Genomic DNA, 13,194 nt, shown 5'->3' with positions numbered 1-13,194 from the left:
AAACATTGAAAACATGGCTGAAAACATTGCACGTACCGTCCAGATTGGAGCAAGAGTAAGACCTGAAATTGCTGACTGGCTAAGAAGCTCTCAAAACACCAGTGATTTCCTTAACGAGATTCTTGAAAAGACTTTCGCAGGCAATACACCTAAGCATGAAAACACTGTTTTCATAAACTTCACACCTGAGCAGCTTCGGGAATTAGATACACTACTCGAAGAAAATCCTGAGCTGAAAACTCATGAAAACATTATTCAATCGGCCTTGGCTCACTATGTTTTCAATGGTCTAACGTTTGGCTTAAACGAAAACGATGAGCGCCTACTAACACCTGAACGAGAAGTCGAAATTCGAGCACAGTTCCAAACCTTGTTGGATGAAAACATCAATCCTCTAAAGGATGAAATCATTCAATTGAAGCATGAAAACAAACGATTGCTGGACGAAAACAATGTTTTCAGAAATCATGAAAACGTTGAAAACACTGCTGAAAACATTGAAAACAATCTTGTTTTCATGCAGCTTCAAAATGAAAACACAGCCCTACAGGATGAAAACAAACGTCTACTAGACGAAAACAATGTTTTCAAAAATCATGAAAACATTAGCCCTGAATCTGAAAACATTGAAAACAACCCTGTTTTCATTCAGCTTCAAAGTGAAAACATTGCTCTACAGGATGAAAACAAACGGCTGCTGGACGAAAACAGTGTTTTCAAGAACCATGAAAACATTAGCACTGAGTCTGAAAACATTGAGAACAACCCTGTTTTCATTCGATTACAAAACGAAAACAAAGCCCTTCAGCTTGAAAACATCCGTTTACGTGATGAAAACAACGAAAACACCATGCTGGACAAATTCAAGAATTTTAAACTGGCTAACGATGCTGGTCTCAATAACCTGATTTCTGAGGCAGTTCGATTCTCAGAACAAAAGGCTTTTGTTCGTATCGGAGCGGGTGTATGGAAGAAACACTATACCAAGGGCTTTGAAGAAATCTCTCAACCATGAAACAAATACTCGCTACACTCACCCTAGACACTAACGGACAAATTGTAAGCTATCAGAGTCACGGGGAAATGACGCTTGAAGAATTTCAAGCATTTTCCGAAGAAGCTCTATCATTACTGGCCAAGAAAAAAACTTATGACGCTGCCGTTATCAACAACGAACTCAAACTCGATATGATTGGAAAATACATGACCGCAATGGGTTGCTTTCGAGCCGATGGAGCGATTGATTTTGAACCCGCTTTTCGTCCTGTTTTCGAAAAATTGATTATCGAATGGGAAGAACGAAAAACCTTAATGGGAAAAGTCAAAGCCCAACTAAAAGCAGGTAAAAAGAAAGTAGCGTCCTTCTTTGTCAACCTTGGTATCAAGTACGCTGGTAAGGGTCTAGCAAAGGGAGTCCAATACGTAAAAAAGTAGCACCATGATTTTTTCAGAAAAACTAAAATTAATCACAGAGGGTGCGGAAATAGGTAATTCCATCCTCACTGGAATGAGTTCACCACCTGAACGTGTAGAAGAACCACCAGCTCCCAAACAGCTTGAAGGACTATTTGATAATCCTTTCAAACCTCAAACGGTAGCCCAACAGGTGGTCACACCTCAATATGTGCCCAATATCGACCAAGTGATTTTGGAAGGAAATGCAGAACTGGAAACTGAACTAATTTTCTCCTACGTAAAAACGGGTACAGGCGTGCTACGAAATATCGTGGCAGAAATGTCAACCGAAAATGGTGATGAAAAACTGGTCGATGATTTTGAAGCGAACCTTATTCCATTGAGCGACGAAGTCAAGGCAGCCCAGAAGCGAGTGGAGCAAAAGAAGAAAATCCAACAAGACGAAGGATTAGAAGATACTGAATCTATCCGAAAGTTTGTAAAGCTGGTGATTCTGGAAGATTTAAAGAAAAAGGCACGTGAAGGCAGATATCGACTCCCTAGTAAAACCGCCATGATTTACGATTTAGTGGTACTGATGGGTTCAAATATCATTGCGCATCATCCGCAGGCACTTTCGAATTTCACCATAAAAGTAGTCAAGAAAATCAAAGCCAAAATCACCTAGATATGAATCCCAAAGGAAACGTTTGGGGCTTCTTTGGTACACGAAATACAGGAAAGACCTACGAAGCCTTACAACTCTCACTTGATTTTCGAGTCGGAGCCTTCAAAAATAACCCTAAAAGAATCATTGTCTTTGACCACTCGAATAATTCCAGCTACAAGGAAATTACCAAGGTGGTAACATTTGAAGAATTGGAAAGACCAATGCCAAAAAATGCAGTGGTTAAGCTTCAATCTGATGATTATGACAAGTTTTCGTATTACTGTAGCAATTACGTCAAAAATGCGGTGGTCATCTATGATGATGCAGGTTCATTTTTTGGCTCAGGGGCGATGACAAAAGCTCAAAAGCAGCTTTTGAAAACACCAAAAAATAACGGACTAGAGCTGCTACTACAATTTCACTATTTCGGAGGTACAGAGGTTTCACCAGACCTTTTGAAAATGATGAATATGCTGGTCTTGAAAGAAACAAGTGATGATTTCAATGACCTACCCACGAAAGTTCAACCGAGGAAAGAGATTGCCTATTTGATGTATGACATTGCTGTTCAAAATACGGAGCTTCCTGAAAACAAGAAATGGACAACGAGATACTTCGACAAAGAGGAATATCGTGTAGGCGTGCGTAACACAGAACAAGTGGAATGGATAGATGGGAAAAAGTACTTTCCTTTTGCACAACAGAAACTAGAATTTAACCCCAAATAACACCTATGTTAGATTTTGAAGATGAATCAGAGAATGCCAACTACGGATTAATTGTGAAGTTGTTTTTGATCATTTGCGCCATTGTTGGCATGGTGATTCTTGGCATGAGCCTATTGATGCGAAAAAGGACTGAAAAGAGCCTTGCAGATAATGCCACGGTAGTTGAAGAACCAACAGAAAGCCAGAATACCACAATAATGCCCATCAAACTGGATAAATCAGAATTGAATGAGCTGATAAGCGAGCAATTTGAGTTGGACGAATCAGAATCTATCGGGTTTAAGCTAGCCAATGAAGAATCAACCCTGCTACGACAACAGTTTGAGGATACCATCAAGATTGATTCTGTGATTTTGTATGAGTTAGTTCAAAAACACTTTGGCAAGCCATTCAAGGCGCTTCACAACCATGAAGTAACTGAATTGGTACAAATTATCAATCAAGATAAGAAAATCTACGAGAGCCTAGATATTGACTCACAGTTCGCAATTCTCAACTGGAAAACCTTAGAAAACAATGACCCTTCGTGACACCTTAGACCTAGTATTCCTATGCGTAATTTTATTTGTTGGGTTTCAAACCCATCGCAAAAAAGTCAAGCAACAAAAGCTTCAGCTAGAGACAGAGGTACGTAGCTTTAGAAACATGGTGATGATGCAAACCACCTTTTTGAAGTTCCAATACTGTCTGGCTATCCAAGCAAAAAGAGAAGTATTACCACCACTCGACTATTTTAGGGAGCTACCAGACTTTCACACCATGCTCAAGAGAAATGAAACACCTGAACTGGAACAATATTTCTCAGAGCAAGAAATCAAAGACTTTTTACAACCTCTATGAAAAAACAAATTTTAACCCAACTCCAAGCCATTAAAAAGCTATCTCAGAAATTTAATCTCTCAGGTCAGCTACTCATCGAAGTCGAAACTAATGATGTGGCAAAGTTCGATGCAGCCATTGAATCTATCAAAGAGTTTACACGCTATCGTAACAGTTTTACCATTAGCAAAAGGCTCTTTGTACAGGTCATCATGGCATAACCCACAAACCTCTTTAAACCATGTTTACGCTAAACCTATTACTCATTCTTTTGGTGGTCTTTTGTCTAGGAGCAATAGTAAAAACCTTGATTAAGAGAAAAGACCGCTATAAACAAACCTCCAACGCTCAAACTATGCTAGCACCACAAATTCAAGATATGATGCAAGTCTATTGCGACAAGCAGCAATTAAACCTCAATCCAGAACTACAACTAGGTAGAGGCATCACCAGAAAAGAAGTCAAAGAATTACCCCTTGGCTTTACACCGATTTTGAAAAAATAATCTATAAAATAAAATGGCAAAAACGAAAATTGATTTATCAGTAGACTTCAAAGGGCTTGATGGTAAGCCTCTTGAAGGAGGTAGTATTGGCAAAGCCCTTGCTGAAAGAATTGCTCAATCGAATACTAAGGATAGTCCCAAATTGATGCTGATTGCATTTGACCTCTATTCTGACAAACCTATTGAACTTGACAGTGTAGACTTAGCATTGCTACGAAAATTCGTGGAAGATGATGCTGCTATGACGAATTTGTTCAAATACAGAATCCTAGAAAAACTAAAATAATGAAAATCTATCCACCTTCAACACTAACCGATATTTGCAAAGAGCTAAATATTACCACAGGACAAGGCAAAAACCTTAGAGCTGATGTGAAGTATCTTCTTTCGTGTTTGAAGGTGGATGCTCATAAAGAGAACTTAAAGTCTTTGGGTTTTGATCCTGAAGAACCTGCTTTACGAAGGAAACTGCCTTATCCTGCTATAAACTATATTTATCATGAAGTTTTCAAATTGGCAATCTAATAAAATTTCACTTACTTAACAGTGATGAAAAATTAAGGAATCTTCACAAATCTCGAATACAGCAAATTAAAAGTATTTATTAAATTCATGCTAAAATGACTAATCAATTCTTGAAGCTTAATTACATAAAAGTCAATCTGTTATTCTTTTGTTTGTGTGTAGCTTGCAACTTTATATTTTCTTGTCAAGTTGATTGTAAAGGAAGTAATGCTTTAACTCTTGAAAGAGAGTTTCATATCGTGGTTCAGAAAAATGAAAGTTTTGGCAATGCCCTGATAGTAGATGGATATGATTACGTCAAGCAGAAAAATGACCATATTCACTTAACTAGTGCATTCTTCAATTCGATAACTCCGTATTTGAACATTAGTGATACAGTTTATAAAAACAAAGGAGAGTTCCTTTACAAGATTCTTAAAAAAGACTCTATCATTGTAACAAAATTCTATTGTGATACTCTTACAAAGGCTCCCAGTGATTTTACACTTCGAATATTTAATCGTACTGGGGAAGAAATTTACTTCAAAGACTTTACAGACAATAAGCATAATTAGGATTTTGTAAGGGTTATTTAAATCCTAATTACCTCTAAACTAACTCCATATTACCACTGACCATCCTTATTCCTATCAGTACATTTGTTCTACAAGACAAATGATAGATTAAAATCAAGTACTTTGAAAGCAAGCTCCATTTTTAAGACACCCACCAAACACGACCGTATCATCTATGAAAACCCCAATGTACAACAGCTTGCCAGCTTAATCGCTGGTCAATACATACCTCAAGCCAAAGCACAAACCAAAGCTTTTGCCAAAAGCTTTAAGTCGCACCAAGATTCTGTAAAAGCTCTGTATGACTTTTGTAGAAAAGAGTTCAAATACCAATACGACGGCTATCCTGACTCAGCGGAAATCATTCGACTGCCTAACGCCTCGTGGGCTGACAGACATACAGGAATAGACTGTGAAGATTTTGTCATTCTTTTAGGAGGGACACTACTAAATTTAGGGATTCCATTTAAAGTTCGTCTGGCCACGTATACTTCAGAGAGTACGTCTCATATTTATCTGGTTGTTTTGCTCGATAAACCCATTATCCTTGACCCGTGCAATCCCATTTTCAACGCAGAGGAAGCTGGTATTTTTACAGATTTTGAAGTAACTCAAACTATCCAAAGCATAGGCAAATTGGTTATTGACCATTCGCTTCAATATGTACAAGCCATTGAGAAAAGACTCAAAGAAGGTCAAAAGGATAGTAAAACCACTTCCCAAAAACTAGCAAGCCAATTTGGTATTACCAACCAATCAGAGGTCAAAGAACTTACTGAATTAGCCATTGTTCGCACTGCACGGGAATATGCTCACGCTAATACCAGCGTTTTAGAGCGCTACTTGAGCATTGTCAATCTTTACAAAAACCAAGTTCGACTCAATCACCGCACCTCTGAGAGTATCATGCTCCAGCAATACTCCACTCCAGCGCCCATTGCCTTTTTGATGGGGATTTGGTGTGGGATTGATGACCCAAACAAACAAGGTTTTGAACCAAGTGCAGGAAACGGACTTTTAACCATTGCCGCAGAGCCAAGACAGTTTATTGTTAACGAAATCTCTGAGCTAAGATATAAGAATCTACTGACCCAAGGCTTTAAGTTAGTAACGAAGAATGATTCCTCTTTAAAGATGCCAGCGTATCAACGTAGCTTTGATGCCGTTATTTCTAATCCTCCCTTTGGATTACTTCCACAACGAGTAAATGTGGGTCCTATCAGAGTACATAAACTTGACCATTTGATGGCATTGTATGCGCTCGAAACCATGAAGCCAGCAGGTAAAGCAGCTTTTATCCTTGGTGGGCATACCCATTACAATGCTCAGGGATTGATTGCTGGTCGAAATCGTGGGAATCATGCCGTGGGCGACCGCTTCTTTTTTAACTATCTCCACCATTATTACAATGTAGTCGATGTGATTAGTATCGATGGAGAGCTTTACGCTCGCCAAGGAACACAATTTGATGTGCGTGTGGTCTTAGTCGATGGTGTCAAAAAAGAACCTTCGGGTTTTGCCCCAATGGCAGAAGAAGTCAATCAAACTGTGGTCGATACTTTCGAAGCGCTTTATGAAAGATTTATGACTACTTATCAGAAAGGAGTAAGAAAACCTACGGAATTAATCAAAATCAAATTACGATTACTCAAGCTCAAAGCACTGGCATTAGCCATTTGATAGCAAAAAAATACAAGAGCTTTACTGATCAGCTCCTGATATCTACAAACCCTTATTGATTTTGATAGCAAAATCCGCTTTTCTCCTGGTCTTTTTCCAGCTGCAGATGCTCATTTTGCTATCAAAATAAACACCTCTACCATGATTAAATTGTTTAAATCCAAAAAGAAGAAAGTGGAAGGATTAGGCGAAATGTATCGCCCCGCTTCCAAAATGAAGTCTCTTTCCGTTGAAACCCCCGATTCTATGTTTTTTGAGGGTCAAATCGCCCTTTCAAAACTCAAAGAATATCTTCGAAACGAATACGGTGACGAAATGACGGTTGATGAATACGTCAAGATGCACCTACGCTACAAATCACTCGATGAACTTTCCAACGCACTGGCAGCAGAGCAGGTTGATTCAGTCGCATTGGCGATTTATCAAGTCGAAAAAGGCAAAGGAATCATTATCGCCCATCAAACAGGCATTGGAAAGGGTCGTATTAATGCGGCCATGATTCGTTATGCTTACCACAAAGGAAGGAAGCCCATTGTTATCACAGAAAAGCCCTCTTTGTTTACAGACCTTTATCGTGACCTTATTGGAGTGGGTATGGAAGATGGTTCTCAAAAACTAGAAATCGCCATTGGGCAAGTCGAGCAGAAAATCAAATATGATTCGTGGGAGGATTTGAGCGAAGAAGAGAAAAGCAGCTACGAAAACAATCCCGAAAACTACGAAGCTTTTAAAGAGCAGAACCCGACGAAAAGCGTGTTTAAATACAAACGAAACACGGCTGACTATGACTTGTCAAAGGGTAAACATATTAGACCCTTTATTGTCAATACGAGGGATGCTGATTCGCATATCAAGGATGATTTAGGCAATATCATTTACAAAGCTCCTGAAAAACTAGAACAAGATGGCGTCATTGAATCAAGTGTTTTACCCGATGAATATGATTTTATTTTGGCAACCTATTCACAAGTAGCCACAGGCAATAAAATTATCTGGAATGGGGGTAAAAAGAATGTTATCAAAGGTAAAAAGGCTAAATTCCTGTATGAACAGGCAAAAGGTAATATTTTGATTTTGGATGAGTCGCACAATGCCTCTGGAGGAAGTTCTTCTACGGGTATCATTATGCGAGAAATTGTCCGTGAATCTAAAGGTACTATTTTCCTTTCTGCCACTTTTGCCAAACGTAGTGAAAACATGGCTTTGTATGGTCTAAAAACTGACCTTAGTGAAGCCAATATGTCCTCCGAGCAAATGGCTAATGCCGTCGAAATGGGTGGTGTCGCTTTGCAAGAAATCATCTCAGCGAACTTGGTTAGTGAAGGGCAGCTCATTCGACACGAAAGAGGTATGGCTAATACAGGCGCTATTGTGAACTGGATTGTGCTAGATAAATCCGCTACCAGCTTTGGTATGAAGGATTATTCTACCTTGCACCGAAAAATTTGTGACAACATCACAGACATCATGCAAATGATTGTAGCCTTCCAGAGAAACTATGTCAAGGGCACAGTAGAAAACATGAATCAAACCTTGCGTGATGAACAAGGTGAGGTAGCACTGGCCACTGGAACGGCTGATTTAGGAGTGCGTAACGCTCCATACTTTTCTAAGGTTTTTCAAATCGTCTCACAAATGCTACTGGCTATCAAAGCTGATGCGGTAGCAGATAGAGCCATTCAACGACTTAGAGAGGGCAAAAAGCCTGTCATAGCCTTTGCCAATACGATGGAAGCTTTTGTCAAGGAACTTGATATTGATTCAACAGGCAAGGTCAATACAGATTTTTCACAAGTATTAACCAGAGGTTTAGAAGGCGTCCTTAGAATCCAAATCAATGACGGTTGGGGTAAAAGGCATTTTGAGAGAATCGAACTAGAAACCTTGGGAAGTAATGCCGTTTTTGAATACAACTACATCTTGAGCAGAATCAAAACCATTCAAACAGGTGTGATGATTTCACCGATTGATTATGTCAAACAACGCATTGAAGCTGAGGGCTACAAAGTTGGTGAGGTAACGGGTCGCAACTTGGAGGTTATTTATGAGAACCTACCCAAAGGTTTAGGGAGAATGAGTGCTGCTGTCACGACAGGTCGAGTTCAGACTAGGCGCAAAGAGAATGCGGCTGATACTTTCCAAAAGTTTCAGGACAATCAAATTGACTGTTTGATGATAAATCAAAGTGGTTCAACTGGAAAGTCCGCTCATGCGATTCCTACGAAGAAAGTACCAGCTTCTGAGGTAAAACAAAGAGTGATGATTGTTTGGCAACCAGAGCTTGATATTAACACCGAGATTCAAAAACGTGGTCGTATCAACCGAACAGGTCAAATCTTGCCTCCGATTTATGACTATCTCAGCTCTGATATTCCTGCTGAAAAGCGTTTAGTGATGATGCTCAAATCAAAGCTAAAATCCTTGGATGCGAATACCACTTCGTCACAAAAGACTTCGAAAGACCTGATTCAATCTGAGGACTTTTTGAATAAGTATGGAGACATCGTCATGAAAACTCTGATTGAGGACGATAAGAATGAGGATTTAGAAAAGAGTTACTACACTCGCTTAGACCTTCAACGCTATTTCTATGATACTCAACATGGTGATGAAGATGCAGAACAGACGAATGCAAAGTCCGAAAAGTATATTGAAAATTTAGCCAAAAGCGTGTCTGGTCGAGTGGCTTTACTCAATACCAAGGAACAAGAAAAGTTCTATGCAGATATGGTCAAAAAGTATCAAGCCTTTGTTGAGCTTAAGATTGCCTTGGATGAATATGACCTTGAAGTCGAAACGATGGATTTAAAGGCAGCTAATATCGAAGAACCCAATATCGCAGTACTAGGCAAAAGCTTTACAGATTCGCCTTTTTCGGGACCTACCTACGTGGGCTTGTATGAAATTAACAACCTACGAAAACCCTACACGGTCACAACGCTCCAAGAAGAGCTTAAAAAGCGTGAAAAGGTACAAAAGGATGGTATCAAAGAGGTTGTCTTGAATTTATTAGAGCAACAAACACAATCAAGAATTACCAGAGCGCAAACGGACTATGAGAAAGACAAAGAGATGACGATTTCATGGTTTGAAGCACTTAAAAATAAGACCGAGGAACAACAGCAAAAGCTACAAACCAAGCTTCAAGAACTCATCGAAGAACGCGAAGAAGCCATTGCCTATCATAGTTCAGGGAAAGAAGGGAACAAACGAGCATATGCAGAACTACTTGACTTTTTCAAACTGGGAAGGCTTTTGTATGTACCACAATCCGACAACAGCTACGTCACAGGGGTATGTTTGGGTATAAAGCCATACGAAGAAGGTCAAATACAATTAAACAGCTTTGAAATTGACATAGCCGTCTCCAATGGCGTCAAAAAGCAAACCTTTGGCATCACAGGCAATGATTTTGGCAAGCTCTCAGGAATTATGAGTCAATCGAAGTTTTTGTCCAATGATAATGTGTTGGAACAATGGCAAAGAGCAATTACATCTCAGTCTAAAGACCGTGTTTCAGCTTTGATTGTTACAGGCAATATCCTCCAAGCCTATACCAACGATAAGTTTGCCAAAGGACGTTTGATTGATTTTACCATGCAAGATGGCAGCGTAAAGAAAGGCTTATTGCTTCCTAATTCATACCTGAGGGAATCCAATTGGAAAAGCAGTACTGCCAATGTCATTGCACCACTAACAGTAGCAGTACCCATCATTCGAAGTAAAGGGCAGGTATCAACTAGCATTGGAACAACCTTTTTCAGACAAAATGGCAAGTTTAGAATGATTACCGCTCTGTCTAAAAGCAAAGGAGGCGATGTTTACACCGATGAGGAACTACTCAAATACGTAGATGGTGGCAACTTCAATTCAGTATCGAGCACGATGGTAGGTATTGTCGATGATTCAAACTTGGAGGCAGTCTGTAGGATTTTGACAGAGCGATTTGGAGCGTCTGTTAACCTGAGTGCTACCGACTTTAAAATGATTCAAGATTCGGTGAACGCTCAGGTACAACAACAGAGTGCTAGCGAAGCCTCTGACAAACAGAAATCCATGCGCCTGATTAAAATCAAGCTTCAACTACTCAAACTCAAAGCACAAGCATTAAACTTAAACTAAACCTAATCAACCATGAAAATTACCGTTAGCAATTACGCTTCAAAGCGTTCAGAGCTTTTAGAAAACTCAAACAAGAAATTAGTCGAAATCGTAGAAGGACTTACGACCGATACCGTAGAGGTATATGGCCTTGACCCTGAAATTGACGAGTCCATTGATGTGATTTTGGAACAAATCAATAAAGCGCTCGATGCTCAAGCCAAACCCAAGGAGGAACCCGAAAAGCCTAGTCCTAAAGAGGTAAAAAAGATATCAAAAGCAAAATCCCTTTTAGGTATCTCCAAAGACAACAAAGAGAAGGGAAAAGCCTTTGCCAAATCAAAGCAAAAAAAAGCAGCTCCCAAACCTGCATCAACAAGTAAACCAGCCTCAATTAAAAAGCTCTTCAAAGGCACCCTAGATGAAGGCGATATTATAAAGGATCAAGAGTTAGATAAAACACTCAAAGTTCAAAGCGTTAATGGGAACAAATTTGAAGGCGTACTTTTAGTCGATGATACCAAAGAAGCTGTAGTGATAAAGCCAGTACAAAAAGCAAAAGCTAAAGAGATACACCTTAAAAGTCCCTTTGAAGAAGGACAATTAGTGAAAAGAGGTAAACTTCTATTTCTCGTAACCAATGCAAAATCAAACACTGTTTCGTTAGAGGAAATAGATGGAAAGATGCTCAAGAATCAATCCATTGAAGGCTTTAAAGCTGCCCCAATCGCTTTGCTGGACGAAAGAATCAGTAAAACCAAGGCCAGTATTCGAGAGCTTGAAAAGAAGATAGAAACTGAGTCAGAGGCTCTCAGAAAGCTTTATAAAATCAGCTCAACCACCTTGCAAGAAATCAGAGGAATGGGACGTCTAGGAACGGATGCCGAAACCAAGTTCAAGGAGGCTCAGGCACTCACGTATCAGAAAATGGTTCTGACCTCCATTCACAAAAAAGATATGCGAGCCTTGAAGCTTATCGCTAAAAAGTCCAATATCGAATGGGAGTCCTTAGGTAAAATGCCTAAACGCAAGAAGTTCTTAGGACTGTTCTAGGCTCAACTTGTGTGGTAGTAGGCACGAATAGTCCTTACTACCACCATATTACCTCCAAAGCCCTAAAAAGCCATTGTAATTTTGTAGCTGCAAACAAGGAAAAATCAACCTAGCAACAAAACCTATTTATCATGTCAAACATTATTGATTTAAACCCTAGTCAGGAAAGTACACCTCCCTCTAAGAGTGTGAAGTACAACCTCAAAAACGGTGACAAAGATGTCAAAGTCTGCCTTATGCCTGGTCTTCGCTTAGGCAATGTTTTGAATGGTCGCTACGTAACCGATGGGACGTTCAAAGCAGTCGATAACGATACCGAAATCACAGCAACACCTGAAGAGGGCATTCTCTTAGACCACGTACAGGATTTTGATTACGTGTATCCGCCAACCATTGAAAGTATTCGTGTGAAGGTAAAGTCTGAATTGAACCAGCTCGCTCAAATGCGCCAAAAATTAGAAGTAAACACTACTTCTCGAAAAGGTATAGCTATTTCTCGTGAGATTGAAGCTAAACACGAAGGTGGTGATTCCTTTATCTATCATGTCAATGAGCAGATCACTTTAGACAAGCATATCATCTTACCGCTTTTAGCTTCTATTTCGGTAGATATTGAAGTAAACTATGCTGAGTAAGAATTAATCCTCTTTGTTTCGTTTTAGGTTCTCATATTATCTCTATTCAACATGAATTTCGCAAAACAGTATCAAAATGGTGATCTCATCGCTAGTGTCAACTACAACGATGGTATCACCAGAAACATCAAAATCTTTCGGCATTTGGGTCTAACCTTTGGCTGTATTGAAGCCAGTAATACGCCTGACAAGCTGATTCCAGTAGGAAAAGAGTACTTTGTTCATGCTACCATTGTTCCCAAATTGAGTATTCTCAATGGGTTTAATACTGAACACACATCCTTGTTAGCTTCGGATGCAGACTTGGTGGCAGTGGGGCTTAAAACTGGCACAACGCCTATGCAGTACACCCAACAAAACTTAGTGGATTTTCCGACGGAAGGTTATGTTGAGCCAGCACCAGTAACCATCGACAACGAATTAGTTATTAGATTGATGGCATACTCGAAAAAGCTCCAGAACATCCTTGATGCTCGCAAAATCCCGTACGAGGGCTTTAATTAAACCCAATCAATTTCAATTTTCCTTT

The 13,194-nt window shown here is 39.5% G+C and carries 15 protein-coding genes; all 15 read left to right on the top strand.

Going from position 1 to position 13,194, the window contains the following annotated elements; genetic code table 11:
* Positions 1–13: 13 nt before the first annotated feature.
* The 15 genes from BWI92_RS23975 to BWI92_RS23900 all read left to right on the top strand — a co-directional run bounded on the left by BWI92_RS23975 (position 14) and on the right by BWI92_RS23900 (position 13,169).
* Entirely contained in the window at positions 14–1,015 is a 1,002-nt protein-coding gene (locus BWI92_RS23975; RefSeq protein ID WP_095167650.1) for a hypothetical protein, read from the top strand.
* Positions 1,012–1,434 (top strand): hypothetical protein, encoded by a 423-nt coding sequence (locus BWI92_RS23970; protein WP_095167648.1) that lies wholly within the window; start codon positions 1,012–1,014, stop codon positions 1,432–1,434. Before BWI92_RS23975 ends, BWI92_RS23970 begins: the two co-directional genes overlap by 4 nt.
* Before the next feature lie 4 nt (positions 1,435–1,438).
* A complete protein-coding gene (locus BWI92_RS23965; RefSeq protein ID WP_095167646.1) occupies positions 1,439–2,083 on the top strand; it encodes a hypothetical protein in 645 nt (214 codons plus the stop codon).
* A 2-nt stretch (positions 2,084–2,085) separates the two neighbouring features.
* Positions 2,086–2,793 (top strand): hypothetical protein, encoded by a 708-nt coding sequence (locus tag BWI92_RS23960; RefSeq protein WP_095167645.1) that lies wholly within the window; start codon positions 2,086–2,088, stop codon positions 2,791–2,793.
* 5 nt (positions 2,794–2,798) lie between these two features.
* Positions 2,799–3,323, top strand: coding sequence for a hypothetical protein (locus BWI92_RS23955; protein ID WP_095167643.1), 525 nt, complete (start codon positions 2,799–2,801; stop codon positions 3,321–3,323).
* Complete coding sequence (locus tag BWI92_RS23950; RefSeq protein ID WP_095167641.1) at positions 3,310–3,633, top strand: hypothetical protein; 324 nt, start codon at positions 3,310–3,312, stop codon at positions 3,631–3,633. The genes BWI92_RS23955 and BWI92_RS23950 overlap by 14 nt, the downstream gene beginning before the upstream one ends.
* Positions 3,630–3,833 (top strand): hypothetical protein, encoded by a 204-nt coding sequence (locus BWI92_RS23945; RefSeq protein WP_095167638.1) that lies wholly within the window; start codon positions 3,630–3,632, stop codon positions 3,831–3,833. Before BWI92_RS23950 ends, BWI92_RS23945 begins: the two co-directional genes overlap by 4 nt.
* A gap of 20 nt (positions 3,834–3,853) precedes the next feature.
* Entirely contained in the window at positions 3,854–4,117 is a 264-nt protein-coding gene (locus BWI92_RS23940) for a hypothetical protein (RefSeq protein WP_095167636.1), read from the top strand.
* Positions 4,118–4,130: 13 nt separating this feature from the next.
* Positions 4,131–4,403, top strand: a complete 273-nt coding sequence (locus tag BWI92_RS23935) for a hypothetical protein (protein ID WP_095167633.1) — start codon at positions 4,131–4,133, stop codon at positions 4,401–4,403.
* The gene (locus BWI92_RS23930; RefSeq protein WP_095167631.1) at positions 4,403–4,642 is read left to right on the top strand and encodes a hypothetical protein; all 240 of its coding nucleotides are present in this window, start codon (positions 4,403–4,405) and stop codon (positions 4,640–4,642) included. The genes BWI92_RS23935 and BWI92_RS23930 overlap by 1 nt, the downstream gene beginning before the upstream one ends.
* Positions 4,643–5,319: 677 nt before the next feature.
* Positions 5,320–6,876, top strand: a complete 1,557-nt coding sequence (locus BWI92_RS23920) for a hypothetical protein (protein WP_095167627.1) — start codon at positions 5,320–5,322, stop codon at positions 6,874–6,876.
* A gap of 141 nt (positions 6,877–7,017) precedes the next feature.
* Positions 7,018–10,998 carry a strawberry notch C-terminal domain-containing protein gene (locus tag BWI92_RS23915; RefSeq protein WP_095167624.1) on the top strand — a complete coding sequence of 1,327 codons (3,981 nt, stop codon included), beginning with the start codon at positions 7,018–7,020 and terminating at the stop codon, positions 10,996–10,998.
* A gap of 12 nt (positions 10,999–11,010) precedes the next feature.
* A complete protein-coding gene (locus BWI92_RS23910; protein ID WP_095167622.1) occupies positions 11,011–12,030 on the top strand; it encodes a hypothetical protein in 1,020 nt (339 codons plus the stop codon).
* A gap of 131 nt (positions 12,031–12,161) precedes the next feature.
* Complete coding sequence (locus BWI92_RS23905) at positions 12,162–12,665, top strand: hypothetical protein (protein WP_095167620.1); 504 nt, start codon at positions 12,162–12,164, stop codon at positions 12,663–12,665.
* 51 nt (positions 12,666–12,716) lie between these two features.
* On the top strand, positions 12,717–13,169 hold the full coding sequence (locus tag BWI92_RS23900) for a hypothetical protein (protein WP_095167618.1): 453 nt from the start codon (positions 12,717–12,719) through the stop codon (positions 13,167–13,169).
* Positions 13,170–13,194: the final 25 nt, after the last annotated feature.

The organism is Flectobacillus sp. BAB-3569 (assembly GCF_002270355.1).
In the GTDB taxonomy this organism is placed as follows: domain Bacteria; phylum Bacteroidota; class Bacteroidia; order Cytophagales; family Spirosomataceae; genus Flectobacillus; species Flectobacillus roseus.
Note: the sequence above shows the minus strand (reverse complement) of the source record. Positions and strands in the feature narration are given on the sequence as shown.

Coding starts and splice junctions, on each gene's coding strand:
- BWI92_RS23905 (WP_095167620.1), top strand. CDS start 12,162: ATGTCAAACATTATTGATTTAAACCCTAGTCAGGAAAGTACACCTCCC.
- BWI92_RS23935 (WP_095167633.1), top strand. CDS start 4,131: ATGGCAAAAACGAAAATTGATTTATCAGTAGACTTCAAAGGGCTTGAT.
- BWI92_RS23960 (WP_095167645.1), top strand. CDS start 2,086: ATGAATCCCAAAGGAAACGTTTGGGGCTTCTTTGGTACACGAAATACA.
- BWI92_RS23930 (WP_095167631.1), top strand. CDS start 4,403: ATGAAAATCTATCCACCTTCAACACTAACCGATATTTGCAAAGAGCTA.
- BWI92_RS23965 (WP_095167646.1), top strand. CDS start 1,439: ATGATTTTTTCAGAAAAACTAAAATTAATCACAGAGGGTGCGGAAATA.
- BWI92_RS23940 (WP_095167636.1), top strand. CDS start 3,854: ATGTTTACGCTAAACCTATTACTCATTCTTTTGGTGGTCTTTTGTCTA.
- BWI92_RS23975 (WP_095167650.1), top strand. CDS start 14: ATGGCTGAAAACATTGCACGTACCGTCCAGATTGGAGCAAGAGTAAGA.
- BWI92_RS23955 (WP_095167643.1), top strand. CDS start 2,799: ATGTTAGATTTTGAAGATGAATCAGAGAATGCCAACTACGGATTAATT.
- BWI92_RS23950 (WP_095167641.1), top strand. CDS start 3,310: ATGACCCTTCGTGACACCTTAGACCTAGTATTCCTATGCGTAATTTTA.
- BWI92_RS23945 (WP_095167638.1), top strand. CDS start 3,630: ATGAAAAAACAAATTTTAACCCAACTCCAAGCCATTAAAAAGCTATCT.
- BWI92_RS23915 (WP_095167624.1), top strand. CDS start 7,018: ATGATTAAATTGTTTAAATCCAAAAAGAAGAAAGTGGAAGGATTAGGC.
- BWI92_RS23970 (WP_095167648.1), top strand. CDS start 1,012: ATGAAACAAATACTCGCTACACTCACCCTAGACACTAACGGACAAATT.
- BWI92_RS23900 (WP_095167618.1), top strand. CDS start 12,717: ATGAATTTCGCAAAACAGTATCAAAATGGTGATCTCATCGCTAGTGTC.
- BWI92_RS23910 (WP_095167622.1), top strand. CDS start 11,011: ATGAAAATTACCGTTAGCAATTACGCTTCAAAGCGTTCAGAGCTTTTA.